At 65.2% G+C, this 25741-nt stretch carries 22 protein-coding genes; 10 read left to right on the forward strand and 12 right to left on the reverse strand.

Features of this window, described 5'->3' with window-relative positions:
• Positions 1 to 6 precede the first annotated feature (6 nt).
• The 4 genes from AC1DYL_RS13245 to AC1DYL_RS13260 all read right to left on the reverse strand — a co-directional run bounded on the left by AC1DYL_RS13245 (position 7) and on the right by AC1DYL_RS13260 (position 2472).
• A complete protein-coding gene (locus tag AC1DYL_RS13245) occupies positions 7 to 609 on the reverse strand; it encodes a dihydrofolate reductase family protein (protein WP_477173504.1) in 603 nt (200 codons plus the stop codon).
• Positions 610 to 690: 81 nt separating this feature from the next.
• The gene (locus AC1DYL_RS13250; protein WP_477150235.1) at positions 691 to 1248 is read right to left on the reverse strand and encodes a TetR/AcrR family transcriptional regulator; all 558 of its coding nucleotides are present in this window, start codon (positions 1246 to 1248) and stop codon (positions 691 to 693) included.
• On the reverse strand, positions 1232 to 1648 hold the full coding sequence (locus AC1DYL_RS13255) for a DUF4260 domain-containing protein (RefSeq protein ID WP_477173505.1): 417 nt from the start codon (positions 1646 to 1648) through the stop codon (positions 1232 to 1234). Before AC1DYL_RS13255 ends, AC1DYL_RS13250 begins: the two co-directional genes overlap by 17 nt.
• A 257-nt stretch (positions 1649 to 1905) precedes the next feature.
• The gene (locus AC1DYL_RS13260) at positions 1906 to 2472 is read right to left on the reverse strand and encodes a TetR/AcrR family transcriptional regulator (protein WP_477173506.1); all 567 of its coding nucleotides are present in this window, start codon (positions 2470 to 2472) and stop codon (positions 1906 to 1908) included.
• A 113-nt stretch (positions 2473 to 2585) separates the two neighbouring features.
• On the opposite strand from AC1DYL_RS13260, the gene AC1DYL_RS13265 reads away from it, so the two are divergent.
• Positions 2586 to 3758, forward strand: a complete 1173-nt coding sequence (locus AC1DYL_RS13265; protein WP_477173507.1) for an FAD-dependent monooxygenase — start codon at positions 2586 to 2588, stop codon at positions 3756 to 3758.
• Positions 3759 to 3794: 36 nt separating this feature from the next.
• On the opposite strand, the gene AC1DYL_RS13270 is transcribed toward AC1DYL_RS13265, so the two are convergent.
• On the reverse strand, positions 3795 to 4103 hold the full coding sequence (locus AC1DYL_RS13270; RefSeq protein ID WP_477150239.1) for a YciI family protein: 309 nt from the start codon (positions 4101 to 4103) through the stop codon (positions 3795 to 3797).
• A gap of 32 nt (positions 4104 to 4135) precedes the next feature.
• Positions 4136 to 4882: an ArsR/SmtB family transcription factor gene (locus AC1DYL_RS13275; RefSeq protein ID WP_477173508.1), complete on the reverse strand. Its 747-nt coding sequence runs from the start codon at positions 4880 to 4882 to the stop codon at positions 4136 to 4138.
• A 159-nt stretch (positions 4883 to 5041) separates the two neighbouring features.
• Here AC1DYL_RS13275 and AC1DYL_RS13280 point away from each other — a divergent pair, with 159 nt between their 5' ends.
• Positions 5042 to 7534, forward strand: a complete 2493-nt coding sequence (locus AC1DYL_RS13280) for a beta-mannosidase (protein WP_477173509.1) — start codon at positions 5042 to 5044, stop codon at positions 7532 to 7534.
• A 114-nt stretch (positions 7535 to 7648) separates the two neighbouring features.
• On the forward strand, positions 7649 to 10690 hold the full coding sequence (locus AC1DYL_RS13285; RefSeq protein WP_477173510.1) for an alpha-mannosidase: 3042 nt from the start codon (positions 7649 to 7651) through the stop codon (positions 10688 to 10690).
• A 63-nt stretch (positions 10691 to 10753) separates the two neighbouring features.
• Here AC1DYL_RS13285 and sseA read toward each other — a convergent pair whose 3' ends face one another.
• Genes sseA through AC1DYL_RS13310 form a run of 5 tightly spaced genes read right to left on the reverse strand, consistent with a single transcriptional unit; the run spans position 10754 to position 15549 of the window.
• Positions 10754 to 11590 (reverse strand): 3-mercaptopyruvate sulfurtransferase, encoded by an 837-nt coding sequence (gene sseA, locus AC1DYL_RS13290; protein WP_477173511.1) that lies wholly within the window; start codon positions 11588 to 11590, stop codon positions 10754 to 10756.
• Positions 11591 to 11640: 50 nt separating this feature from the next.
• Positions 11641 to 12708 carry an ABC transporter ATP-binding protein gene (locus tag AC1DYL_RS13295; RefSeq protein ID WP_477150244.1) on the reverse strand — a complete coding sequence of 356 codons (1068 nt, stop codon included), beginning with the start codon at positions 12706 to 12708 and terminating at the stop codon, positions 11641 to 11643.
• Positions 12709 to 12711: 3 nt separating this feature from the next.
• A complete protein-coding gene (locus tag AC1DYL_RS13300; RefSeq protein ID WP_477150245.1) occupies positions 12712 to 13500 on the reverse strand; it encodes an ABC transporter permease in 789 nt (262 codons plus the stop codon).
• On the reverse strand, positions 13497 to 14435 hold the full coding sequence (locus AC1DYL_RS13305) for an ABC transporter permease (RefSeq protein WP_477150246.1): 939 nt from the start codon (positions 14433 to 14435) through the stop codon (positions 13497 to 13499). Before AC1DYL_RS13305 ends, AC1DYL_RS13300 begins: the two co-directional genes overlap by 4 nt.
• A gap of 1 nt (position 14436) precedes the next feature.
• The gene (locus AC1DYL_RS13310) at positions 14437 to 15549 is read right to left on the reverse strand and encodes an ABC transporter substrate-binding protein (RefSeq protein ID WP_477173512.1); all 1113 of its coding nucleotides are present in this window, start codon (positions 15547 to 15549) and stop codon (positions 14437 to 14439) included.
• A 367-nt stretch (positions 15550 to 15916) separates the two neighbouring features.
• Between AC1DYL_RS13310 and AC1DYL_RS13315 the strand changes: the two genes are divergently transcribed.
• From AC1DYL_RS13315 to AC1DYL_RS13340, 6 genes are all read left to right on the forward strand, one after another.
• The gene (locus AC1DYL_RS13315) at positions 15917 to 17170 is read left to right on the forward strand and encodes an imelysin family protein (RefSeq protein WP_477173513.1); all 1254 of its coding nucleotides are present in this window, start codon (positions 15917 to 15919) and stop codon (positions 17168 to 17170) included.
• Between the two features lie 98 nt (positions 17171 to 17268).
• Positions 17269 to 18777: a di-heme oxidoreductase family protein gene (locus AC1DYL_RS13320; protein ID WP_477173514.1), complete on the forward strand. Its 1509-nt coding sequence runs from the start codon at positions 17269 to 17271 to the stop codon at positions 18775 to 18777.
• Positions 18777 to 19850: an imelysin family protein gene (locus tag AC1DYL_RS13325; RefSeq protein WP_477173515.1), complete on the forward strand. Its 1074-nt coding sequence runs from the start codon at positions 18777 to 18779 to the stop codon at positions 19848 to 19850. The genes AC1DYL_RS13320 and AC1DYL_RS13325 overlap by 1 nt, the downstream gene beginning before the upstream one ends.
• A gap of 2 nt (positions 19851 to 19852) precedes the next feature.
• On the forward strand, positions 19853 to 21073 hold the full coding sequence (locus AC1DYL_RS13330) for a DUF1513 domain-containing protein (RefSeq protein ID WP_477173516.1): 1221 nt from the start codon (positions 19853 to 19855) through the stop codon (positions 21071 to 21073).
• Positions 21074 to 21140: 67 nt separating this feature from the next.
• Positions 21141 to 22034, forward strand: a complete 894-nt coding sequence (locus AC1DYL_RS13335; RefSeq protein WP_477173517.1) for an alpha/beta hydrolase — start codon at positions 21141 to 21143, stop codon at positions 22032 to 22034.
• Between the two features lie 61 nt (positions 22035 to 22095).
• Entirely contained in the window at positions 22096 to 22884 is a 789-nt protein-coding gene (locus AC1DYL_RS13340) for a PP2C family serine/threonine-protein phosphatase (RefSeq protein ID WP_477173518.1), read from the forward strand.
• Between the two features lie 2 nt (positions 22885 to 22886).
• Here the strand turns inward: AC1DYL_RS13340 and AC1DYL_RS13345 are convergent, their stop codons facing one another.
• Complete coding sequence (locus tag AC1DYL_RS13345) at positions 22887 to 23906, reverse strand: substrate-binding domain-containing protein (protein WP_477173519.1); 1020 nt, start codon at positions 23904 to 23906, stop codon at positions 22887 to 22889.
• Positions 23907 to 24380: 474 nt separating this feature from the next.
• Here AC1DYL_RS13345 and AC1DYL_RS13350 point away from each other — a divergent pair, with 474 nt between their 5' ends.
• The gene (locus AC1DYL_RS13350; protein ID WP_477173520.1) at positions 24381 to 25643 is read left to right on the forward strand and encodes an ABC transporter substrate-binding protein; all 1263 of its coding nucleotides are present in this window, start codon (positions 24381 to 24383) and stop codon (positions 25641 to 25643) included.
• Positions 25644 to 25741 lie beyond the last annotated feature (98 nt).

A 25741-nucleotide genomic window follows, 5' to 3' on the forward strand; every position in this document is an offset into this window, starting at 1 on the left:
CGGCCCTCAGCGCCGGATGCGGTAGCGGAGGTGCGTGACGCCGTCGCCCTCGAGCACCCGGACACGTTCCAGTTCGCGCTGCCCGACGCCGAGATGCTCGAACAGGCGCCGGCCGTCGCCGAACAGCACCGGCACCAGGTGGATCTCCAGTTCGTCGAGCAAGCCGGCCTTGATCGCCATGGGGCCAACGCTCGCGCCGTGCACCAGCACGTTCCTGCCGCCGGCAGCCTTCTTGGCCTCGCGCATGGCGTAGGCGAGATCGTCGACGTAGTGGACCAACGGCCACTTGGCTGCCCAGTCGGGAGCAGCGTGGCGGCTGAGGATGTAGATGGGGGCCCCGCCGTGATTGTCGCCGTTCCAACCGCCGGCCGGCTCGAACGTGCCGCGTCCGGCGACCACGGCGCCGGTCGCCATCATCTCATCCCAGACCTGCCGGTTTACCCCGCTCAACCGGGCCAAGGCCGCGTCGAAATCGCCGCCTTCGGCATCGGGGAACATCCACTCGTGCAGCCGGTCGCCGCCGTCGCCAAGGCCGTTGTCGGGGCGCTCGTTGGGGCCGGCGATGAAGCCGTCGAGGGACATGGACATGTAGAGCACGCTCGAAGACATGGGTTTCACTCCTTTTCGGTGGAACGCCGGAACTGGCCTCCTATGTTCCCGACGAACGAGCGATCCCGATTTCGACAGCGCCTAGCCGATCTCCTTCAAGATCGTCTCCAGCGACGAGGTGAACGCCTCCTCGACGCTGCCGCCAAGGCTGAAGGCGTTGCCGATCTCCATCAGGATAAAGCCGTGGAGGAACGCCACCAGGGTGCGTGACAGCGGCAGGATGCGCGCCTCGGCGATGCCGGCGGCCTTCAGTTCCTCGAACAGCGGCTGGGCCGAGAACAGGCAGGCGGCGCGGATCTCCGGGTCGTTGAAGGCGTTGCCGCTGTAGATCGCCTTGTAGCGGTTGGGCGTCGTGAGGCCGAAGCGGCGATAGGCGGTGGCCATGGCGAGGAGCCGCGCCTTGGGTGTGTCGCCCTGGGTTTCGCGACGGAGATAGGCCTCTAGCCCGTTGAGGATCTCGATCTCGACGACCTTCAGGATCGCTGCGCGGTCGGCGAAATGCTTGTAGAGCGAGGGGGCTTTCACCCCCGCGCTCTGTGCTACGGCACCCATGGTCAGTGCCTCCGGACCCGACGCCTCGACCAGCGTCAGGGCGATGGCGGCGAGTTCTCTGGGCGAGGTTTTAGCGGGCGTCGGCAAGCTTTTGCGCCTTCCTGGCTGGGCCGATGAGGCCGAGATGCGTGTGGTGGTCGAAGCCGGGATACTTGAACCCGTAACCCACAGCGCGGTCCATGCCGATATGGGCGGCCCAGATCAACGCCAGTTCGGTGAGCCAGAAGATGCCACCGAACCAGCCGATGGCGCCAAGCACGGCGGGCACCGCATAGGTATGGGCCAGGTTGTAAATCTTCGCCCCGGTCTTCGGACCAGCATAGAGGCCGAAGAACGACAGGTCCGGGGCGAGCAGCAGGATGGCGAACAGCCACCAGTTGCCGCCGAGGAACCAGTAGGCGGTAACAGCGGCGGCGAGCGCCATGAAGCCTTCGATGCGCAGGTGCGTGACGACGGACTTGGGCGGAAAGCCGGGGGTGACGGACATGGGGGAACCTCAATGGCTAACGTATGTAGCCATGATAGCTACATGTGTTAGCCATGAGAGTCAAGCGGTGTGTGATGCGGGGCGTAAGGATGGTGCGGATACACGTCCGCCGTCATTCCCGCGAAGGCGGGAACCTAGTGGGATGCTGCGTCGCAAGTGAACGTTGAGAAATCCCACTGGATCCCGCCTCCGCGGGGATGACGCCGGTGGGAGGGAGTAGTGGGGGCTGAATGGCGCGGCTACTGCGGTCGGCTCCGCTATTTCCGCCCGAACGCATCGGCGATGGCGTGGAAGGCTTTGACGATGTCGTCGGGGGTAGGGGACCTCTCCGGGTCGACCAGCCACTGGGCAATGACACCGGTGGTCACCGCCAGCATCAGCGAACCGACGGCGCGTTTGGTTTCGGCATCAGCATCGGTGGCGGCGAAATCGTCGCCGAGACCGGCGCGGGCATCCTCCTGTCCGCTCGCGATGATGGTGGCGAGTTCGGGGATGCGCATGGCGGTGGCGGCGTTCTCGAAGCTGGCGAGCGACAGTTGGCGGTCGCTGGCGACGGCCGCGGCGAGGTCGCGCCAGTGCTTTTCGAAGCGCTCGCCGTAGTCGGGGATCGAGGCGGCCGGCTCGGCGCCGAAATGCTCACCCCACTCGCCCAGCATCTCGACGATCGCCTGGGTCATCAGCGCGTCCTTCGAGCCGAAATGATAACCGATCGAGGCGAGGTTGGTGCCCGAGGCGGCGACGATGTCGCGCGCCGTGGAGTTGGCGTAGCCCTTCTCGCGGAGGCACTTCTTGGCGCCGGCGAGCAGATCTTCCTTGTGTCCCATAACCCTTCCTAACGGCTTCGACGAGTCGGTTCTATACGAGCGTATGAAATTCATCTAGACAACCGTTTTATACATACGTATGAATATCGGCATCGCAACAGGGAGATGCCGTGATGACCCACCACCCGATCCGTACCGTGCTGATTTCTGGCGCCAGCGTCGCCGGCCCCTCGCTCGCCTTCTGGCTCAGCCGCTTCGGCTTCGAGCCGACCATCGTCGAGCGCTCGAAGAAGCTGCGCGAGGGCGGCTACGCGGTCGATTTCCGCGGCACCTCGATGGAAGCGCTGCGCCGCATGGACCTGCTCGAGGCGGTGCAGGCCGAGGCGACCAATATGGGCGACATGTACTACGTCGACCGCCGCGACCGGGAAGTCGCCACCATGCCGGCCGCCGCGTTCAGCGGCGAGCTCGAGATCATGCGCGGCGACCTGGCGCGGATCTTCTACGACGCCACCAAGGCCGGCACCGAGTACATCTTCGGCGATTCGATCGCGGAGCTCGCCGAATTGGGCGACGGCGTCGAGGTCCGCTTCGAGAGCGGCATGCACCGGACCTTCGACCTGGTGATCGGCGCCGACGGTCTCCACTCCAACGTGCGCGCGCTGGCCTTCGGGCCGGAGGAGCAGTTCGTGCGCGATCTTGGGCTCTATGCCTCGATCTTCACCGTGCCGAACCGCCTGAGCCTCGATTATTCCGGCCGGCTGTTCAGCGCCCCCGGCACGCTTGCCGGCGTCTACAGCGCGCGGCAGAACCGCGAAGCCCGGGCGTTGATGTTCTTCGACGGCGATGTCGGCGATTACGACTATCGCGATGTCGGCGCGCAGAAGCGGTTCGTGCGCGAGCGCTTCGCCGGGCAGGGCTGGCACGTGCCGCAGATCCTCGCCGACATGGAGGTGGCGCCCGACTTCTACTTTGACACCATCAGCCAGGTGGTGATGGAGCGCTGGTCGAAGGGCCGGGTGGCGCTGCTTGGCGATGCCGCCCACTGTGCCTCGCCGCTATCGGGCATGGGCACCGGCATGGCGGTGGTCGGGGCGTACATCTTGGCGCATGAACTGAACGCCTCGCGCGACGATCACCAGACCGCATTCGACAACTATCAGCGGAAGCTTCAGCCCTTCGTGAACGCCAGCCAGTCACTAGCGCACAAGGCGGTCGGCGGCTTCGTGCCGAAGGGCAACTTCGGCATCTGGGTGCGCAACCTGATGATGAAGCTGCTGCCGCTGCTGCCGGTCGAAGTGATGCTGAAGGAGACCTACGCTGCGGCCAACGCGATCAGCATCTGAGTGGAGTGGGCGGCGTCGGAACGCCGCCCATCCTATTCACATCGGCATCAGTTCGGCGACTTCGACCGAGCCGCCGGCCGCATAGATCGGGCAGCCGCGCGCGAGCGAAATCGCGTCGTCGAGGCTCTTGGCTTCGAGGATGGAGTAGCCGGTCAGCGCGTTGCCGTTGGTGCTGGTGACGCGTCCATCGGCGCCGATGGTCTTGCTCGGCCCGGCCGGGTTGCCCATGTCGGCGACCGCGCCGCCCATGCCCTTGTACCAGGCGATCCATTTGGCCATCGAGTCTTCGACGTCTGCGGGTGAGGAAGCGGGCGATCCGTGAAAGCCCAGGATGTACTTCGCCATTTTTCTGTTTCCCTGTTTGCCGCTGCTTACGGTCACATACTGGTCGGCAGGTTCAGCGGTTTGCCTGTCTCGAGCAGCGTCTTGAGACCCGCGACGACCACCGGCCAGCCGGTATCGATGCCGGCATTGGCCTTCTCGTAGTCGTGGTGGGTGATGGTGAACTTGACGACCTCGCCCATCGGCTCGATCGCGAAGGTGACGACGGTTGGCTGCGAGTTCTCGGCCCAGCTCGGAATGAAGGTCGAGACGATCTTCTTGAGCGGCTCGATCTCGATCACTTCGCCGTCGAGCATGACCTGGCCGTCGCCGCTCAGATACCGGAACGCCCCGCCGCGCTTGAGGTCGCTGTCGACGCGCGTGCCGTAGTAGTAGAGCGCGGTCAACTCGGGCTTGGTGAGCGCATCCCAGAGCGCTTCCGGTGTCGTCCGGATATAGGTCTCGAGCACGAAGTTCGGTTTGTCGGCCATCGGTACTGAACTCTCCAATTGGTTCTTCAAATCGAGTGCGAAGCGCGCGAACGGTTTCTGGTACGGCGCGATCCAGCGATCGGCGACTTCCTGGATCGGGGCGGCGTTCAGGTAGTGGTACTTGAACCGCCCCTCCTTGCGGCTCGTCACCAGCTTCGCCTCTTCGAGCACCTTGAGGTGCTTCATCACCCCGAACCGCGTCATCCCGAGCCCGCTTTCGAGCTCGGTCAGGGTCTGTCCGGCCTTGTCGCGCAGGCTGTCGAGCAACTGCCTTCGGGTCGGATCGGCCAGGGCTTTGAAGACGGCATCCACGAGGTACACAATAGGTGACTTAATGGTCACGTGTCAAGTGTGGACGATTGCGGGTGCTACGGAGGAGGGGATTGGCAGCTGGAATGGTAGCGGCTAGAGAGTCGTCCGCTGGCGGTGAAATCGATTTCGCGGCCGCGCATCGATCGGAGGATCCCCAAAGTGGCGAAGACCAAGACTGCGGCTGTTTCGGCCGCAACCGGCTATGGCGAACTCAATCTCGCGGGCCAGTTCCAACTCACCTCGCCAAAATCCAAGATCAAGGCGCCGATCACGCTGCCCGGCGACGTGCACACCGCGCTGCTCGACGCCAAACAAATCCCCGATCCGTATTTCGGCCAGAACGAAGTCGACGTCATGTGGGTCAACAAGACCCCGTGGACTGTGGAGCGGAAGTTCGACGCCACTGCCGCCGACATCGATGGCTACCTGACGCTGACGCTCGACAACGTCGACACCATCGCCACTGTGATCCTCAACGGCGAGGCGATCGCCGAGACGCAGAACCAGTTCATCCGTTACGACATCGACGTCACCGACAAGATCAAGGTCGGCACCAACACGCTGCGCATCGAGTTCGCGGTGACCCGCGATGTGGCCAAGGCCCGTTCCGACGCGCACCCGTTCCCGATCCCCTTCACCTACAACTACCTGTCGAACGGCCTCGAAGGCGTGCACATGAACTTCGTGCGCAAGGCCGCCTGCCACGCCGGCTGGGACTGGGGCATCTGCCTGATGCCGACCGGCGTCTACGGCAAGATGGCCATCCGCCGCTCGCGCCTCGCCCGGCAGGAGAGCGTCACGGTCGAGCAGGCGCATGGCAAGAAATCGGTCGAACTGTCGATCACGACTCGCGTTTTCGCCTTCGCCGAGGGTTCGGTTGAGCTGACGCACGAAGTCGATGGCCAGAAGCTGGCCGACAAGGTGGTGGTGCGCGCGGGCGAGAACGTCTTCACCCACAACGTCACCATCAAGAACCCAAAGCTCTGGTGGCCGAACGGGCAGGGCGAGCAGCCGCTCTACGAACTCTGGACCACGCTCGACGGCGAGGTGACCAAGCGCAAGCTGGGCTTGAGGAAGCTCGAGTGGCTGGTCGAGAAGGACGAGATCGACCACAGCTTCAACGTGCGGATCAACGGTCGCGATATCTCGATGTTCGGCGCCAACTGGATCCCCGCCGACGCCATCCCCTCGCGCATCACCCCCGACACCGTTCGCGACCTGCTCGAAAGCGCGAAGGCCGTGAACATGAACATGCTGCGCATCTGGGGCGGTGGGCAATACGAGCCGGATTATTTCTACGAGATGTGCGACGAGCTCGGCATCCTCATCTGGCACGACTTCATGTTCGCCTGCATGAGCTACCCCTCGGATCGCGCCTTCCTCGCCGACGTGCGCACCGAGATCACCCAGCAGATCCGCCGCCTTAGCCACCACGCCTCGATTGCGCTGTGGTGCGGCGACAACGAGGTGATCGGCTCGCTGCACTGGTACCCCGAGACCAAGGCAGCACCCGAGCGCTATGTCGCCAACTACGACCGGCTGAACTCGATGCTCGGCTACATCGTCGAGGACGAGGACCCCTCGCGCCGCTTCTGGCCGTCCTCGCCATCGCTCGGCTACATGGACTATTCCGACGGCTGGTTGATGGATACGCGCGGCGACACGCACTACTGGAGCGTCTGGCACTCGGCCAAGGACTTCTCGGCCTACCGCGACGTCAACCCGCGCTTCGCCTCGGAATTCGGCTTCCAGAGCTTTACCTCGATGAACGTCATCGAGAGCTTCACCAAGCCCGAGGATCGCAACCCGACCTCGCCGGTGATGGAAGCGCACCAGCGCAACACCGGTGGCAACTCGCGCATCCTCGAGACCATGACGCGCTACTTCCGCTTCCCCTCCGATTTCAAGCAGATGGTGTTCCTGAGCCAGGTGCAGCAGGGCCTCGCCATCAAGACTGCCATCGAGTACTGGCGCTCCACCAAGCCGCGCTGCATGGGCACGCTCTACTGGCAGATCAACGACGTCTACCCGGTCGCCAGCTGGTCGAGTCTCGACTATGGCGGGCAGTGGAAGCTGCTGCACTACATGGCGAAGCGCTTCTTCAACCCCATCAACGTTGTGGCGGTGCCGGACGGCGACACGATCCTCCTCAAAGCCATCAACGATACCGCCGAGAAGGCTGAAATCGCTGTGGAAGTCCAGGCGGTGGATGCCAATGGCAAAGCCCGCGTGATTGCTACCGCGAAGGCGAAGACCAACCCTGACAAGGCGGTGGTCGCGACCAAGGTGAAGCTCAGCGATCTCGGCCCGAACGAGTTCCTGTTTTTCGCCTGGACCGCCGAAGACGGAAAGCTCCTGGGCGAGAACGACTACTTCCCCAAAGCGTACAAGGCCTACGACCTCGCCGAAGCCAAGGTAAAGGCAAGCTGGTCGGGCGGCGACAAGGCGCCGGTGCTGACGCTGACCGCCGACAAGCCGGCGGTGTTCGTCACCGCCACGGTGGACGTGCCGGGCTACTTCTCCGACAACGCCGTGACCCTGCTCCCCGGCCGCGAAGTAAAGCTGAGCTTCACGCCGCGGCATGGGGCGAAGGTGAGCAAGGACGACCTCGCTAAAGGGCTGAAGCTCAGCCATCTGCGCGAGACCTACTGACCCATAAAGATCCGTTGAGACGCATCGTCAAAAATGCGTCCCGACCCTAGCGAGGCGGGGGCAGTTGTGGTTTTGTCCGCCGCGCATTGTAACGTTGCAAAAGAGGATATTCGCATGGCTCTCTCCATCGAGCAGCGGCTGGACCGGATCAAGGTGCGGCTGGAAGAGCTCACCTGGTGGCGGGAGCGCGAGACCGTTCCGGTTAGCGGCTGGATGCTGAACGGCAAGCCGATCGAGGTCGGGGCGCCGTGGCCGAGTCGCGACGGAGTGCAGAGCTTTGCCGTGGGTGTGTCGGTGCCGCCGAACTGGCCGATTGGTGAGGCGCGGCTGTTCCTCGATCTCGGTGGCGAGGCGCTGGCGACGCTGATCTATGCGGACGAGAATGTCGGCTTCGGCAACGACCCCTATCACAAGGAATTCCCGGTCAGGGCCCACAACTTTCGCATCGAGGCGGAGGCGGTGGCGCGGTTGCCGTTCGGCGAGCCGGTGCGAAAGCCGCACCTCAACGAGGCGAAACTCTATTGGCTCGATGGGGCGGTGGATGCGCTGCGCTTGCGGTTGCTGCAGGCGCATGAGGCAGCGGGGGAACTCGGGGATCACGAGGTGGTGCCGCATCTCGTCGCGGCGGCCGAGGAGGCGTTCTATGCGCTCGAGTGGCCGTCGGCGACGCAGGACTATGTCTCGCGCTTCGCAGCGGAGCGGGGGCAGCAGCGGATCTGGCAGTTGCCGCCGCTGAAGGACAATCCAGCCCCGCTCACCGATGAGCAGCGGCAGAGCGTGGTGAAGGCCGATCTCAAGCTGATCCGCAGGCTGCGCGAGCTGCAGGAGCGGTTCCCGCAGCAGGGCGAGATCGCGCTCACCGGGCATGCGCATATCGATCTCGCCTGGCTGTGGCCCTATGCCGAGACGCGGCGGAAGATGCGGCGGACGTTCTCCACGGCGGTGACGCTGATGGAGGGCTCGAACGAGTACCTGGCGCAATCCGGCTTCCGCTTCAACCAGTCGACGGCGCACTACTACGCGCAGATCGAGGAAGACGATCCGGCGCTGTTCCAGAAGATCAAGGCCAAGGTCAGCGCCGGCGGCTGGGAGACGGTGGGCGGCATGTGGGTCGAGCCCGACACCAACATGCCGACGGGCGAGAGCCTGACGCGGCAGATCCTCTACGGGCAGCGCTACTTCCAGCAGAAGTTCGGGGTGCGGCATACGGTGTGCTGGCTGCCTGACTGCTTCGGCTTCTCCGGGGGGCTACCGCAGCTGCTCAAACAAGGCGGCATCAGTTCGTTCTTCACCATCAAGGTGAACTGGAACGATACCAACACCATCCCGGCGGACCTCTTCTGGTGGGAGGGGATCGACGGCTCGCGGGTGCTGACCCACACGTTCAACAACCCCTGGCACGGCTACAACGGGGCGGTGAACCCGCTGAGCATTTTGAAGACCTGGCGCAACTTCATGCAGAAGTCGGCGCATCCGACCTCGCTGTTGGCGGTGGGCTATGGCGACGGCGGCGGCGGGGTGACGCCGGAATATGTCGAGCGCGAGATGCAGTTGCGGGATTTCCCCGTGCTGCCGAAGGCGCGCTGGAGCCGGGTCGAGGACTTCTTCGCGGCGGCGCATGAGACGGGGAAGCGGGCGCAGCTGCCGGTGTGGCAGGGCGACATCTACCTCGAACTGCACCGGGCGACGCTGACCACGCAGAGCGCCACCAAGAAGGCCCACCGGCAGGCGGAGCGCGCGCTGATCACGGCGGAAACCCTGGGGTCACTGGCGGCGCTGCTGGGTGGCGAGCAGCCGGAGAGCCTCGAGCATATCTGGCGCGTGGTGCTGAAGAACGAGTTCCACGACATCCTGCCGGGCTCCTCGATCGCCGAGGTGTATGACGACGCTGAGCGCGAGCTGAACGAGGCCATCGGGCGGGCGCTGGCGCGCCAGCAGATGGCGATGTCGGCGATCGTCGCGAAGATCCCGGACGGCGACGTGGAGGATGCGGTGGTGGTGGTCAACCCCTCGCTCAGCCGCCGGCCGGTGCGCGTGACGATGAGCGATGGCGCGCACTACTCGAGCACCGACGTGATGGCACCGCTCGGCATCAAGGTGTTCACGCGCGCCGATCTCGAGCCGCTACCGGGGCTGTCGGTAGGCGAGGGGCATCTCGAGAACGCGCATATCCGCGCAACCATCGGGCTCGATGGCTCGGTCACCAGCCTCATCCACAAGGCGACCGGGCGCGAGGCACTGGCCGGGCGGGGCAACCAGCTCTGGGTCTATCCGGCCGACAAGCCGCGCGACTGGGACGCCTGGGACATCGAGGAGGACTACGCCAAGAAGGGCATCGAGCTGAACCGGCCCGAGAGCATCAAGGTGGTCGAGGACACACCGGCGCGCGCCGGGGTGCGGATCGTGCGGCGCTTCCGCGCCTCGACGGTGACGCAGACCTACATCCTCGAAGCCAATGGGGTGCGGCTGGACATCCTGACCGAGATCGACTGGCACGACCGGCATTGCCTGCTGCGGACGCAGACGCCGGTGGCGGTGCGGACGACGCACGCGACGTTCGAGCACGCCAATGGCGTGGTGCAGCGCACGACGCACACCAACACGTCGTGGGATCAGGCGCAGTTCGAAGTGCCGGGGCATCGCTTCCTCGACATGAGCGAGCCGGGGTTCGGCGTGGCGCTGCTCAACGACGCCAAGTACGGGCACAGCGCCAAGGGCAACGTGCTGGGGCTGAGCCTCGTGCGCTCGCCGGTCTATCCCGATCCGCTCGCCGACGATGGCGGGCAGCGGTTCACCTATTCGCTCTATCCGCATGTCGGGGATTGGCACGAGGGCCGGGTGCGCGAGGAGGCCGAGGACCTGAACCAGCCGCTGCTGGCGGCGGCGGCGAGTGGGGTGGCGTCGGTGCACTACGAGCCGATTGGCGCGGAGGGTATTCCGGCGGCGCTGTCGGGGCTGAAGCCGGCCGAGGACGGGAACGGGCTGGTGCTGCGCGTCTATGAGCCGTCGGGCCGCCGCGGCGATTTTGCACTGAGCGTGCCGGATGGGTGGGCTTTGGGTGAGAGCCTCAGCATTCTTGAGGAGCCGATGGACCGGGGACCGGGGGCGGAGCTGCGGCCGTTCGAGGTTCGGAGTTGGCGGATTTCTCGGGAGTAGGCCGGAGCGCGTTGCTCCCACTGGCGCCGGTGGGGGCAACTCGCGCCAGAGCAGCGGTCACCCTCAGCCCTTGTCCACCGGAGCATCCGCCCGTCCGCCCCACTCGGTCCACGAGCCATCATACACCGCGACGTCCTTCGCCCCGACAATGGCTAGCGCCAGCGCTACCGTCGACGCCGTAACCCCCGAGCCGCAGCTGGTGACGATGGGTTTGGTCATGTCGACACCGGCGGCGGCGAACAGCGCGCTCAGTTCGGCCGCCGACTTCATCTTGCCGTCGGCGGTGACGGCCGAGGACGGCACGCTGAGGCTGCCCGGAATATGCCCCGAAGCCAGCCCCGGTCGAGGCTCGGGCACTTCGCCACGGAAGCGCTCGGCAGGGCGGGCGTCGACGATCGTCTTGGCCTTCGACGAGGTGAGGCTGAGGACGCTGTCGAAGTCTTCCACTTGGTTGGGCTGGAAGTTGGGGACGAACGTACGCGCCGCCCGCGTCACTTCGCCCGATGCGGTGGGGCGGCCTTCGGCGCGCCATTTCGGGCCGCCGCCGTCGAGCACGCGCACGTCCTTGGCGCCCATGGTGCGGAGGCTCCACCAGACGCGCGGGGAGGCGAAGATGCCGGCTTCGTCATAGACCACGATCGTATCGGTATCGGCGATGCCCAGCTTGCCGATGGCTTCGGCGAAGGCCTCAGGTGTCGGCAGCATGTGGGGCAACGTGGTGGTCTTGTCGGCGATGTCGTCGATGCCGAAGAACACCGCGCCGGGGAGATGGCTCTCGAGGTATTCGGCATGGCCCTTGCGGCCTGTCGCGGGCATGTACCAACTGGCATCGACGAGGACGACGTTGGGGGCGTCGAGGTGTTCGGCGAGCCAGTCGGTGGTGACGAGAGGGTTGGTCATGGGTGCTCCGCTATTCGGCGGCGCACCCTAAGAGCTTCGTCCGGTTTCGGCTAGCGCTCCAGCACCAGCACATCGCTGGAGGCGATGCCGACGCGGACCGGGGCGCCATGCGCCGGCGGGGGCGTGCGTTGGTCGTTGAAGGTGTCGAGGCTCACCGAATTGTCGCCGAGATCGACCTTCAGCCGGATCACCGAGCCGAGGAAGCTGACCTCCGAGACCTTGCCGTCGAGCACGATGTCGCGTGCCACGCCATTCGCCAGCGACACCGCTTCGGGGCGCATGGTCAGCGCGATGGCCTCGCCATTACGCGCAGTGGCCGGCAGGGCGGGGATGGTGACGGTGTTGCCGCCGAGCGTCACAGTCTTTGCGCCGGCGTCGGCGACGGTGGCATTGAGGGTATTGAGGGTGCCGACGAAGGTCGCGACGAAGCGGGTCTGTGGCCGGTTGTAGATGTCGAACGGCTTGCCGAACTGCTCGACATTGCCGGCGTTGAGGACGACGATCCGGTCGGAGATCGACAGTGCTTCTTCCTGATCATGCGTCACGAACACTGTGGTAATGCCGAGTTCGCGCTGGATCTGGCGGATCTGCTCGCGCAGCGATACACGGATCTTGGCGTCGAGCGCCGAGAGCGGCTCATCGAGCAGCAGCATACGCGGGCTGGGCGCCAGGGCGCGGGCGAGCGCAACGCGTTGCTGCTGGCCGCCCGAGAGCTCGAACGGATAGCGCTTGCCGTAGCCGGCGAGGCCGATGAGCTTCAGCATCTCCTCGACGCGCGCCTCGCGCTGCGGCTTGGGCATCGCGGCGATCTTCAGGCCGAAGCCGATATTGTCGGCGACGTTCATGTTGGGGAACAGCGCGTAGGCCTGGAACACCATGCCGATCTTGCGCTGGTTCGGGGCCAGGCCGGAGATGTCCTTGCCCTCGACGAGGATGCGGCCCGAATCCGGCCGCTCGAAGCCGGCGATCATCCTGAGGATAGTGGTTTTGCCGCAGCCGGAGGGGCCGAGCAGGGTGACGAACTCGCCCTTGTCGAATGAGAGGTCGACGCTCTTGACCACGGCGTTGCCGGAGAAGGTCTTGACCAGCTTTTCGATGCGAAGGAATTCCTCGGCCATGGTCTAGTCCCTACGAGCGGTTTTGGGGGCGAAGCGGGCGAGCAACTGGATCATGCCCATGGCGCCCCAGGTGATGACGAAGGAGATGATTGCCAGCGCAGCGGGCTCGAAGGCCCGGTTGGCGCCGACGTTCTGCATGTAGACGCCGAACACTTGCCGGTTGAGCAGGCTCGCGATCGTGAACTCGCCGATGACGATGGCGAGCGTCAGGAAGGCGCCCGACAGTACGGCGACGATGATGTTGGGAAAGATCACCCGGGCGATGATGGTCACCTGGTTGGCGCCCAGGATGTTGGCCGCTTCCGTGAGCGTTTGCACGTCGATGGTGCGCAGGCCCGTGTCGACCGCACGATACATGTAGGGCAGCGCCAGCGCGACATAGGCGAGGGTCAGCAGGATGTCGGTGCCGAGGTTCGTGCCGAGCAGCGGCAGGACCGACGACGTGTTGTACATCCTGATGTAGCCGAACACCAAAATGATGGCCGGGATGATCAGCGGCAGCAGTGTGACGAACTCGATGATCGGCCGCAAATGCGGGGCGCGCAGCCGCACGTAGTAGGCGGCTGGCACGACGATCAGGAGGCCGACGATGATGGCGCAGACGCCGACAATCAGCGAGTAGCTGAAGGCGGCCTGGAAGCGGCCATCGGAGAACACCGAGGTATAGGCATCGAAGGTGTAGCCAGTGCGGCGGATGCGCAGCGAGAACTCGAAGGTGGCGAGCAGCGGCACGAGGAAATAGGCCGCGCCGAGCCCGAAGATCACCCAGCTCCAGAGCTTGCTCGACTTCATTTGAGCCACCTCTCCGCGCGAGTGCGAATGACAAGATAGATGACGTTGGCGAAGGCGGTGATGACGATCATGCCGAGCGCTAGCGCGGCGCCGAGGCCGGGATTGTGCAGTACGTCGCCGCGGATTTGCGCATAGAGCAGGATCGGCACGATGTTGAGCGACGAGCCGGTCAGCGCGTAGGCGGTGGCGATGGCGCCAAAGGCGTTGGCGAACAGCAGCGACAGCGTGCCGAGCAGGTTCGGCCACAGCACCGGCAGCCCGATATAGCGCCAGAACTGGCCGTTGGTGGCGCCGAGCGTCGCGGCGGCCTCGCCCCATTCCTTCTTCAGCCCGTCGATCGCCGGCGCGATGATCAGGATCATCAGCGGGATCTGGAAATAGAGGTAGGTGATCGTGAGGCCCCAGAAACTCAGCACGTTGAAGCCCGACTTGTAGAGATCGAAGCCGACGAACTTCAGCAGCACCGTGACCAGCCCGAGCCGGCCGAGAGTGGCGAGGAAGGCAAAGGCCAGCGGGATGCCGGCGAAGTTGGAGGCGACGCCGGAGAAGGTCATCACCGTGGCCCGGATCGCCGGCGGCAGGCGGCCGCGGATGATGGCGAGCGCGATGACCAGCCCGATGCCGGCGCCAAGCAGCGCCGAGGCAGCCGAGACCCGGATCGAGATCCAGAACGAGGCGACGATTTGCGGCGTGCCGAGATCGATGACGTTCTGCAGGGTGAAATTGCCCGCCGGATCCTGGAAGGCGCCGACCACGAGGCCGAGCGTCGGGATCAACAGGAACAGCAGGGCGAACAGAATGAACGGCGCGATGGCGAGGATGTCGCCCGGGCGGAGACTGGTGATGAACCGGAACGGGTTTCCGCCGACGCGCACAACCGGCCCGGTCGAAACCGGGCCAGTCGCGGTGTCAGCTGCAGAGCTGACGTTGGCCATATTACTCTGCGACGTTCGCGCCGACGACGCTGTCCCAGTTAGCGGTGATTTCCGTCTTGGCGGCACCCTGCTCGTCGAGCGTGGGGAACACGGCCTTGGCATAGGCATCCGCCGGCGGAAGCTTGGCGAGCAGGTCGGCCGGGATCACGCCGCGGGCCGCCATGTCGTTGAAGCGGATCGGGTGGCAATAGCCCGCAAGCCAGCCGAGCTGGCCTTCGTCCGAATAGAGGTACTCCATCCAGAGCTTGGCCGCATTGGGATGCGGAGCGTAGGCCGAGATGGCCTGGATGTAGACACCGGCGACCACTGCGTCGCTGGGCACGATCACTTGCGCGGCGGGGTTGCCGGCAAAGCCATCCTTCCAGGCAAGCGCGTTGTAGTCCCAGGCGGCGACGATCGGGGTGGTACCCTGCGCCACCGAGGCGGCCTTACCGATCACCGGCACGAAGTTGCCGGCTTTGTTCAGTTCGGCAAAGAACGCGAGGCCGGCCTTGCCGGCATCGGCACCGGCGGCGGCGCCAGTTGCGAGGCCGGCGGCGTGCACGCCCGAGATCGCCTGGTTGGCAGCGCGCGGATCACCGGCGAGCGCGAAGGCGTTGGCATATTCCGGCTTCTTGAGGTCGGCCCAGCTGGTCGGCGGAGTGGCGACGAGGTCGGTGTTCACAAGGAACGACAGCACGCCGTAGTAGTCGCCGGTCCAGAAACCGTCGGCATCCTTGGCCGAGTCCGGGATCGAGTCCCAGGTCGAGACCTTGTAGGCCTGCACCAGGCCGTCGGCCTTCGAGGACGGGCCGAAGCTCAGGCCGACGTCGATCACGTCGGGAGCCTGCGGGCCGGTGTTGCCCTTGTTGGCCTTGATGGCCTCGATTTCGTCAGCCGAGCCCGCATCGGGATTCAGTTCGTTGACGGTGATGCCGGGGTACTTGGCCTTGAAGGCCTCGATGACGGCACCGTAGCCGCACCAGTCGTGGGGCAGCGCGATAACGGTGAGCTGGCCCTCGGTCTTGGCGGCGTCGTAGAGGGCGGTGAGGTCGGTCTGCGCCGAGACGGAAAAGGTCGAAGCGGCGAGTGCCGCGACCGAGACCGATGCGACGAGCGCGTTCTTGAAGATCATTCTGCGTCTCCCTGGAATATTTGGCTTCTTGTCCTGACTCGGGAGGAGCCCCAAAAGCCGCGTTTCACCTATTTTGGCCGTGTGACAGGCGCGTGACACCGACGAGCGGCGTGCACAGGGCGCCGTATTGCCAGGGCTGCAAGAAAGTCCCGCAGCGCAGGCGATTCACCCGTCGGATTTCCCCCGAGGTCATTTGTGACAATTGTGACAGTGCCCGTTTTACTTGGACGAGTCGAGATGGACCGCTGAGGGCGATGGAGGGCTAGTTTAGAGCCGTTCCAGCCTTGGTCGATATTTCTTGAAGCACGCAATCCACTTTGATAGGTCGCGCTCCAATGGACGCTAGGCGTCCCGCCGGAGAACCCCAATGAAGACGATCAGCACGCTCGCCATTTCGATCGGCATCGCGGCCATGGGCAGCGGCCTCGTGTCGGCGGCCGAGCCCACCGCCGATGCCATCCTCAAGACCTATGCGGATATCGGGCTCGCCACCTACGAGGACGCGCTCGCCACCGCCAAGGCCCTGGATGCGGCGACCGACGCGCTGATCGCCAACCCGAGCGACGAAACGTTGACCGCAGCGCGCGAAGCCTGGAAGGCATCGCGCCCATCGTATCAGCAGACCGAGGCGTTCCGCTTCGGCAACGCCATCGTCGACGAGTGGGAGGGCAAGGTGAATGCCTGGCCGCTCGATGAGGGCCTGATCGACTATGTCGATGCGTCGTACGGCACCGAGAGCGACGAGAACGGTCTCTACACCGCCAACATCATCGCGAACTCCAAGATCACTATCGACGGCACCGAAGTCGATGCGGCCGAGATCACTCCGGCATTCTTGCAGGATACGCTGCAGGAAGCCGGCGGCATCGAGAGCAATGTCGCGACCGGCTATCACGCCATCGAGTTCCTGCTGTGGGGCCAGGACCTGCACGGCGCCGAGGCCGGCGCCGGCGAGCGTCCGTTCACTGACTATTCGACCGAGGCCAACGCCAAGCGGCGCGGCCAGTATCTCGATTCAGCGACCGACCTGCTGGTCGCCGATCTCGAGGAAATGGTGGCCAACTGGCAGGAGGGTGGGCCGGCTCGCACCGCTCTCGCCGAGACCGGCGTGGCGACCATTCTCACCGGCATGGGCTCGCTGTCGTTCGGCGAACTGGCCGGCGAGCGCATGAAGCTCGGCCTGCTGCTGCACGATCCCGAGGAGGAGCATGACTGCTTCTCCGACAACACTTATATCTCGCATCTCAACGACGCGATCGGCATCCAGAACGTCTACCTCGGCAAGTACACCCGGGTTGATGGTTCGGTGGTCGAAGGCCCGTCGATCTCGGAGCTGATCGCCGCCAAGGATGCGGCGCTCGATAACGAGATCAAGGCGCTGCTGGCTGACACGGTCGCCAAGATGGAAACGATGAAGACCCGCGGCGACACCGTCGAGAAGTACGACCAGATGATCGCCGAGGGGAACACTGAGGGCAACGCCGTGGTGCAGGCCGCGATCGACGGGCTGATCGCCCAGACACGCGGTGTCGAACGCGCCGTGGCGCTGCTGGAACTGGGCGACACCGTGACCATCGAGCAGTCGGACAGCCTCACCAATCCGGACGCTGTGTTCCAGTAAACGAGCGTTTTCCATAGTTTTCTCGGCGTCGCGGGTTGAAAGAATCCGTGGCGCCGCATTTCATCCGGTCTGTGGCCGGGAAGCCTAGGGTGCGAGACATGCACAAGCGCTTGACCGCGTTCCTGGTCATAACCCTTATCGCGGGTCTCGCCGTCGCCAGCGATGGCGGGACCCGTACCGATTTGACGCCCAAGGACCTGAAGCGGGTCCAGAGCGTCACGGCGCTGACCAGCGATTTTACCAAGCCTGAGAACTTCGAGCAGTTGCCCGGTGGGGCAGGCACGATCAAGAAGCGCGTCAACCAGGACATCTTCTCGTTCTCGTCGGCCAACCTCACCTTCGAGCAGGAGAGTGAGTTCAAGCTCGGCAACGCGTTGTTCCGCAAGCTCTGGGTCTCGTCACCATCCTCGACCGAGGCCTCGGACGGGCTGGGGCCGATCTTCAATGCGCGCGGCTGCCAGAACTGCCACCTGAAGGACGGGCGCGGACATACGCCGTCGGGCAATGGCGACGATGCCGTCTCGATGTTCCTCCGCCTGTCGGTCCCGCCGCATAGCGATGCGGACAAGCAGGCGCTGGCCGATGGCGCCAAGGTGATCGCCGAGCCGACCTATGGCGGCCAGCTGCAGGATTTCGCCGTTCAGGGCGTGAGACCCGAGGGCAAGATGGTGATCAGCTATGCCGACGAGCCGGTGACGCTCGGCGACGGCACGGTGGTGACCCTCAGGCGGCCGACATACTCGGTGACCGATCTCGCGTACGGGCCGATGGCCGACGATGTGATGCTCAGCCCGCGCGTCTCGCCGCAGATGATCGGGTTGGGCCTGCTTGAGCAGGTTCCTGCGGAGGATATCCTGGCCAAAGCAGACCCGGACGACCGTGACGGGGATGGCATTTCGGGTCGGGCGAATATCGTGCTCGACTCGGTGAGCGGGCAGCGCAAGCTGGGTCGGTTCGGCTGGAAGGCCGGGGCGGCGAGCATTCGGGCCCAGTCGGCCGATGCATTTGCCGGCGATATCGGTATCGCGACTCCGCTGGTGATGAAGCCGCATGGTGATTGCACCGCGGCCGAGGCCGAGTGCCTCGCGGCGCCGACCGGCGAGCAGGCCCGGCTGGGCCCGTCCGAGGCGCCCGATCCGGTGCTTGATCTCGTGACGTTCTACTCGCAGAACCTAGGCGTGCCGCAGCGGCGCGATGTCGGCGAACCGCAGGTGCTGCGCGGTAAGCAGGCGTTCTACGAGGCCAATTGCACCGCTTGCCACACGCCGAAATACGTGACCTCGCGGGACGCGCCAACCAAGGCGCACAAGTTCCAGCTGATATGGCCCTACACCGATCTGCTGTTGCACGATCTAGGCGAGGGGCTGGCGGACAACCGGCCGGAAGGCGATGCGGATGGCTACGAGTGGAAGACGCCGCCGTTGTGGGGGATCGGGCTGACCGAGACGGTGTCCGGGCACACCGAGTTCCTGCATGACGGGCGGGCGCGCAACCTGACCGAGGCCATTCTCTGGCATGGCGGTGAGGCGCAGAAATCGCGCGACGCGTTCGCAAACATGCCGAAATCGCAGCGCGATGATCTGCTGGCCTTCTTGGGGTCACTGTGATGCGCGTACTGCTTGCCCTCGTTCTGGCGCTGATTGCGATGCCGGCGATGGCTGAGGAGCAGAAGCTCACGGCGGAGCAAGTGGTGTCGCTGGCGATCACCGAGGCGATCCGGCCGGGTTTTGCGCAGTATGCCGAGGAGACGGCGGCGCTGACGATCAGTGTCGGCGGGCTCTGCCTGGCGCCTTCGGACACCGGGCTTGAGGCAGCACGGGCGCAGTTCAAATCGACGGTGGTGGCGTGGTCGCGGGTCGAGCTCTACCGGCTCGGGCCGCTGATGAGCGAGAACCGCTACGACAAGATCCTGTTCTGGCCCGACCGCAAGGGCATCGCGCTGAAGCAGGTGCAGGGGATCCTCGCCGAGCCCGATTGGGACGCAGCCGATCCAGCCAAGCTCGCGATCAAGAGCGTGGCGGTGCAAGGGCTGGGGGCGCTGGAGTTCGTGCTGTTCGGCACCGGGGCAGAGCAGCTGGAAACGCCGCAATGGGCCTTCCGCTGCCGCTACGCGCTCGCCGCCGCAACGCTGCAGGCTGACATGGCGGCGCAGCTCTCGGCCGAGTGGAACGACCCCGAGGGCATTTCGAAGCGGCTGCTGGCGCCGTCCGAAAGCGATCCGGACTATCGCAGTTTTCGCGAGGTGGCCGAGGCGTTGACCGGGCTCCTCGCCCACGGCACCGAGGCGATCCGCGATCAGCGGCTGCTGCCGTTCCTTGGTCGCGATGGCGCGGCGCCGAAGCCAAAATCGGCGCTGTTCTGGCGCTCCGGCATGACGGTGCCGTCGATCAACGCCAATTTCGAAGGCCTCAGAGCCTTGCTCGAAAAGTCCCGTATCGCCGAGGCGACGACGCCAGACCAGCTCTGGGTCGGCAACAGCGCCAGCTTCGAGTTCGGCAATGCCGAACGGGCGGGCAAGGTAGTCACCCAGCCGGTCGAGCAGGCGCTGGCCGACCCCAAGCAGAAGAAGGCGCTGGATTACTTGGTGATCGTGACGCAATCGCTCGACACCATTCTGGGCGAGAACCTCGCGGCGGCGCTTGGCCTGTCGGTTGGGTTCTCGTCGCTCGACGGCGACTGACGATGTGGCAGCGTCGGGCATTCCTCAAGGCAGCGGGGGCGGGGTTCGCGGCGTCGCTGCTGCCGCGACGGGCCGAGGCGCTGGAGCGGGCCGAGCTGGTCTTCGCCTCCTCGATCCAGAAGCGAGAGGGTGGTTTTGCCGCGGCGCTGGTGAACGAGGCCGGCTCGGTGATCTCGACGATCGAGCTGCCCGATCGCGGCCACGACATCACCTTCTCACCGACCACGGGGCAGGGGGTGGTGTTCGCCCGCCAGCCGGGCACCTTTGCGGTGATCTTCGACCCCAAAGGCGGCATGCCGCCGGTGACGCTGACCAGCATCGAGGGGCGGCATTTCTTCGGGCACGGGGCGTTCTCGCCGGACGGCAAGCTCCTCTATGCGACCGAGAACGACTTCGACAACGCGCGCGGCGTCATCGGCATCTACGATGTTGCGGGCGGCTACAAGCGGATCGGCGAGTTCGACACCTATGGCACCGGCCCGCACGAGATGCTGCTGATGCCGGACGGCGAGACGTTCGTTGTCGCCAATGGAGGGATCGAAACGCATCCGGATTACGGACGGACCGAGCTCAATATCGAGACGATGGACCCGTCCATTGCCTTCGTCGATCGGCGTTCGGGCGATTTGATCGGGCAGCTGCGCCTGGATGGCGGGCTGCACCAGCTGTCGATCCGCCACATGGCGTTCGACCACAAGGGACGGGCCTGGTTCGGCTGCCAGTTCCGCGGGCCGTCGGATGGACGGCCGCAACTGGTGGGTTATGCGACACGCGACGGCGAGATCCGGCTGATCGAGCTGCCTGATGCGACGCTGGGGGAGCTGCGCAACTACATCGGCTCGGTCGCCGCCTCCGCCGATGGCGGGCTGATCGGCGTCTCGTCGCCGGAGGGGAGCACTATCCTGGCTATCGACCCGGACACCGCCACCGTCATCGCCAGCCTCGGCCTCGAGAACGGCTGCGGCATCGCCCCGGACACGGTCGGATTGCTGGCCTCAAGCGGGGAAGGCGCGTTGGGCGGCTTCGCCGGTTCACCTGCGCCGCTGACGACGTTCGAGCTGAACTTCGACAATCATCTGAGGCTGCTGCGGGCGGTTCGACACCCGGCCTCTCGGCCATCTCTCCCCCGCCAGGGGGGAGATGGGCATCGCGCGTGTGGCACGCTCATCCCCCACCTTTCGGCCAGTTGCCCGGAGCTATCGGCACCGGTAGGATGCAATTAGGAAAACGTTTTCCTGTCTGCTTTCAAACATGGAATCCGCCGCATACCGGCGATCTGAGGGGATCAACTTGAAACTGAAATTTCTGGCTGCGCTTGGCGCGGCCGCGATGGTGTTTGCCGGCTCTGCAGCGTTCGGCGCTGGGATCGTGGAGTTTGGGCTAAAGGCGGAGAGCCTGACTTTGGGGCGGCCGATCCCCTATGCAGTCTACACGCCGTTTCCGGCGCCGGCCGATCGTGAGCGCTGGCCGGTGGTGTACCTGCTGCATGGGCTGACGGGAGCGGATGGCGACTGGTTCACCTGGGGGAACCTGGCACCGATCCTCGACCGGGCGATTGCCGATGGGCGGCTCCCGCCGCTGGTGGTGGTGGCGCCGGGGGCGGGGGATAGCTGGTACGTGGACAACCCCGATCCGGGTGGGTTCGGGCTGATCGACACGGCGTTCGCGACTGACCTCGTGGCAGCCATCGACAAGAAGTTCCCGACGGCGAAGTGCCGTGAGGGGAGGGCGATCGGCGGCGTGTCGATGGGCGGGGTTGGGGCAGTGCTGCAGGTGATCAACCATCCCGACACCTACGCGGCGGCGATGAGCTTTGCAGGTGCGCTGCACAAGCCGCTGGAGAAGAGTGATCCGCGCAGCCGTTGGATCCCGGACCTCTATCGCAACGTCTTCGGCGCGCCGTTCGATCGCGACCGGTTCAATGCCGCCAACGCCTTCACGCTGATACCGAAACTGCGGCGGGCGGAGCACAAGCCAGCGTTCTATTTCACCATCGGCGACGACGACTTCCCCGACCTTATCGCGGCAGCCGTGGAGTATCACAGCGGCCTCAGGCAGCTGAGCATCGACACGACGCTGCGGGTGGGGCCGGGGCGGCATTATTGGGACACCTGGCAGCAGCAGATCGTCCCAGCGCTGGAATGGCTGGTGCCGAAGCTCGATGCGACGTGTGGGCGAGGCTAGCGGCCGGTCGTTGACACCCCGGCGGGTCGACCTCATCGTCGTGCCCGAGCGGAGGGGAGCGATGATGCAGGACTTTGTCTGGAGCGGCAGCGTCGATCCGTGCCTCGATGGGCCGCGTATCCAAGCCGCCGGCCGGGTCACCGTCGGGCTCTACGGCGGCAACGCGGCCTTCGGGGCGAAGAAGAACGAAGACGCGGCGCTGGTCTGGGCCGGGGAGGACTGGGTCTTCGCCGTCCTCTGCGACGCGCATGCGAGCTCCGCCAGCGCCGACGCTGTGCTCGGGCTGTTTGCGGAAAGCAGGGCGGAGCTCGCTGCCCTGATGGGGCGGCCGGAACCCTCCCACATCATCGAGGTGCAGGCAGCCGTGTCGCGCCTGCTGCTGTCCGCGCGAGAACGCATGGCGAAGGTGCGCGGCGAGACGGCGTGCCTCGTCTGCTACCAGCACGGCAGCTATCTGTACTGGCTGTCGATCGGCGACAACGCGCTCTACCTGCTGCAACCCGATCTGCAGCGGCTGGGCCAGCATACGCTGACCGTCCGCAACTACTTCGAGTGGGTCGGCGAGCGCAGCAGCCTGGCGCTCGAAGTGCCGTGCTTTTCGAGCGGCGTTCGCGAACTGAGGCAGGGGTTGAGTACCATCGCGATGATCACCGACGGGCTGCTCGAGGTCGCGCACCGGCCTTATGAGGATGCGGCGGCCTTTAGCCAGGCGCTGTTGTCCGATGCAGGGCTGGGCGGTTCGGTGTCACGGATGCTGGACGACGTTCACGCCCTCGGTGGAACTGACAGCGCCACGGTGATCGCCTGGCAGGTCAACAATCCGCGCGCCGGCTTAATGCCGAGCGGCTAGCGCTACTTCGGCGCCGGCCCCGTCGACTCGCGCAGCACCAGTTCCACCGGCCACAGCTCATGGATCGACGCCACCGGCTTGCCGTCCTGCATCTGCAGCAGCAGTTCGGCGATGCGCGCGCCGGCGGCGCGGATCGAGGAACGGGTGGTCGACATCGAGGGGACCATGTTGTCGGCGTTGAGATAGGGGAAGACGTCGTCGTGGGCGATCATTGACACGTCCTTGCCGAGCTCGAGGCCGGCGAGGCGGATGGCGCGGAACACGCCGAGCGCGGTCATCATCGAGCCGGCGAGGAAGGCGGTGGGACGCGGGCGGCGCTCGAGGAAGGCCTGGGCGAGGCGGAAGCCGTTTTCGTCGGTGAAACGGCCGCCGCCGATCAGTTGCGGATCCGCGGTCAGCCCGCGCGCCTGGAGCGCGCTGCGGAAGCCGCGGTCGCGGTGGATGGCGAAGGTCTGGTCCTCGGGGCCGTTGATCATGGCGATATGGCGGTGGCCGAGATCGAGCAGATGGCTGGTGGCGCGGCGGAAAGCGCCTTCGTTGTCGATGTCGAGCCAGGCGTGCGGGACGTTCACTTCGCAGCGGCCATGCAGCAGGAAGGGCATGCCGAGTTCAGTGAGGGCGGCGATGCGCGGATCGTTCGGCGTGGGGGCCGAGAGCACCAGCGCGTCGACGCGCTTTGATGCGGCGAGGCGGCGGAACACCGGAACTTCGTCGTCGGCATCGATCGGAGTGACGACGATGTCGATCTCGTGCTGGGCCAGCCGCTCACTGATGCCAGATAGGAATTCGGAGGTATGCGGTCCGAAATGCAGCGAGCGCTGCAACGGCAGGGTCACGCCGATGGCGCCGGCCCGCCCGGTGGCGAGACGGCGGGCACTGACATTGGGGCGATAGCCCAAGCGGCGGGCGGCTTCGCTGACGCGCTGGCGGGTGGCCTCATTGACCTCCGGAAAGCCGTTCAAAGCACGGCTGACCGTCGTCTGCGACAGCCCCAGCTCCGCGGCCAAGTCTTTGAGTTTCATCACCAAATGCGTATTCGCCCAACTGCGGCACGCGGCGGTTTCCGCTCGCGAACCAAGCCCCGGACCGGAGCCCAATGCCGGACGTCCTCCTCCTCAAGTGCGCCATTCAAAGCGATTTGAATCGCAAACGCAAGTGGCGCGTTCATACTAACATTTCTGAGGTTCGTACCTCAGGCCGGACGGCGCTGGTTTCCGAGCGTTAACAGATGCGCCAACACAACATGCTGTTATCAAAGGATAATTTTGGCAGCCAACGCCGATGTTAAGGAATGGCGGCTGAATCCCGCTTGACAGGATTTCGTCCATTTGGGTAGGTTTCATTCAAAGCGCTTTGGAAGACTTTAGCGGGGCGAACTGCTCGCTTTCCGGAGTGTTTTTGTGGGAGGAACTAGTGCCGATCAACGCCACCTCGGCGTCGATCGCCTTTGGCTGCCTCCTGGTCATGTTTGTCCTTTGGGAGGAAGAATAATGAGAATGAAGTCCCTGATCGCGGCCCTGCTTGCCAGCGCCACGCTCGGCGTCGTGGCTGCCCAGGCCGCCGATCTCTCGATCGTTTCGGGCGATACCGGCAATGGCCTCGAGTTCCTGCGCTCGCAGCTCGACCGCTTCGAGAAAGAGACCGGCAACAAGGTGACCGTGGTCCCGATGCCGTCCTCGACCACCGACCAGTTCGGCCAGTACAAGCTGTGGCTCGCGGCCGGTAACTCCGACATCGACGTCTACCAGACCGACGTGATCTGGGCTCCGCAGCTGGCGGACCAGTTCCTCGACCTGACCGACGCCGCCAAGGACGTGGTGGCGAACCACTTCCCCTCGATCATCGAGTCGCAGACCGTGAACGGCAAGCTCGTCGCTCTGCCGGCTTTCACCGACGCCCCGGCGCTCTACTACCGCAAGGACCTGCTCGAGAAGTACGGCAAGACGCCGCCCAAGACCTGGGCCGAGCTGACTGCCACCGCACAGGAAATCCAGGACAAGGAGCGTGCTGCCGGCAATCCCGACATGCAGGGCTTCGTGTTTCAGGGCAACGCCTACGAAGGCCTGACCTGTAACGCCCTCGAGTGGGTGATGTCGAACGGCGGCGGCCAGATCGTCGAGCCCGATGGCACCATCTCGATCAACAACGAGAAAGCCGCTGCGGCCATCGACATGGTCAAGGGCTGGGTCGGCACGATCTCGCCGGCCGGCGTCCTCGCCTACCAGGAAGAAGAAAGCCGCGGCGTGTGGCAGCTCGGCAATGCCGTTTTCATGCGCAACTGGCCGTATGCCTACCAGCTCGGCAATGGCGACGACTCCGCCGTGAAGGGCAAGTTCGACGTGGTGCCGCTGCCGATGGGCGAGGGCGAGGGTGCTCGCTCGGCCGCAACGCTCGGTGGTTGGAACGTCGCTGTGTCGAAGTACTCCAAGGCCCCGGAAGAGGCGATCAAGCTCGCCCTGTTCCTGTCGTCGACCGAAGTGCAGAAGGAACGCGCGATCAAGCAGTCCAACCTGCCCACGATCGTCTCGCTCTATGACGACGCCGATGTTGCGGCTGCCCAGCCGATCATCCCGAACTGGAAGGAAGTGTTCCAGAATGCCGTGCCGCGTCCGTCGGCTCCGACCAAGGTGAAGTACAACGAGGTCTCCTCGCTGTTCTGGTCGGCCGTGCATGATACGCTGTCGGGCAATGGCACCGGTGCCGAGAACCTCGAGCTGCTGGAAGCCAAGCTGACCGAGCTCAAGGGCGACGCCTGGTAAGGCTTTCGTCCTGACGATTGGCGCGGACGATCCGTTTCGGGTTGCCCGCGCCGTCTCCTCCTCTTCTGCAGCAGGAAGACCGCCCCCATGACCGTCGA

The sequence above is a fragment of the Devosia sp. P1_H9 genome (assembly GCF_056405135.1).

Coding starts and splice junctions, on each gene's coding strand:
- AC1DYL_RS13270 (WP_477150239.1), bottom strand. CDS start 4,103: ATGGCGAAGTACATCCTGGGCTTTCACGGATCGCCCGCTTCCTCACCC.
- AC1DYL_RS13320 (WP_477173514.1), top strand. CDS start 17,269: ATGCACAAGCGCTTGACCGCGTTCCTGGTCATAACCCTTATCGCGGGT.
- AC1DYL_RS13330 (WP_477173516.1), top strand. CDS start 19,853: ATGTGGCAGCGTCGGGCATTCCTCAAGGCAGCGGGGGCGGGGTTCGCG.
- AC1DYL_RS13310 (WP_477173512.1), bottom strand. CDS start 15,549: ATGATCTTCAAGAACGCGCTCGTCGCATCGGTCTCGGTCGCGGCACTC.
- AC1DYL_RS13265 (WP_477173507.1), top strand. CDS start 2,586: ATGACCCACCACCCGATCCGTACCGTGCTGATTTCTGGCGCCAGCGTC.
- AC1DYL_RS13315 (WP_477173513.1), top strand. CDS start 15,917: ATGAAGACGATCAGCACGCTCGCCATTTCGATCGGCATCGCGGCCATG.
- AC1DYL_RS13285 (WP_477173510.1), top strand. CDS start 7,649: ATGGCTCTCTCCATCGAGCAGCGGCTGGACCGGATCAAGGTGCGGCTG.
- AC1DYL_RS13300 (WP_477150245.1), bottom strand. CDS start 13,500: ATGAAGTCGAGCAAGCTCTGGAGCTGGGTGATCTTCGGGCTCGGCGCG.
- AC1DYL_RS13245 (WP_477173504.1), bottom strand. CDS start 609: ATGTCTTCGAGCGTGCTCTACATGTCCATGTCCCTCGACGGCTTCATC.
- AC1DYL_RS13260 (WP_477173506.1), bottom strand. CDS start 2,472: ATGGGACACAAGGAAGATCTGCTCGCCGGCGCCAAGAAGTGCCTCCGC.
- AC1DYL_RS13305 (WP_477150246.1), bottom strand. CDS start 14,435: ATGGCCAACGTCAGCTCTGCAGCTGACACCGCGACTGGCCCGGTTTCG.
- AC1DYL_RS13340 (WP_477173518.1), top strand. CDS start 22,096: ATGATGCAGGACTTTGTCTGGAGCGGCAGCGTCGATCCGTGCCTCGAT.
- AC1DYL_RS13325 (WP_477173515.1), top strand. CDS start 18,777: ATGCGCGTACTGCTTGCCCTCGTTCTGGCGCTGATTGCGATGCCGGCG.
- AC1DYL_RS13350 (WP_477173520.1), top strand. CDS start 24,381: ATGAAGTCCCTGATCGCGGCCCTGCTTGCCAGCGCCACGCTCGGCGTC.
- AC1DYL_RS13345 (WP_477173519.1), bottom strand. CDS start 23,906: ATGAAACTCAAAGACTTGGCCGCGGAGCTGGGGCTGTCGCAGACGACG.
- AC1DYL_RS13255 (WP_477173505.1), bottom strand. CDS start 1,648: ATGTCCGTCACCCCCGGCTTTCCGCCCAAGTCCGTCGTCACGCACCTG.
- sseA (WP_477173511.1), bottom strand. CDS start 11,590: ATGACCAACCCTCTCGTCACCACCGACTGGCTCGCCGAACACCTCGAC.
- AC1DYL_RS13295 (WP_477150244.1), bottom strand. CDS start 12,708: ATGGCCGAGGAATTCCTTCGCATCGAAAAGCTGGTCAAGACCTTCTCC.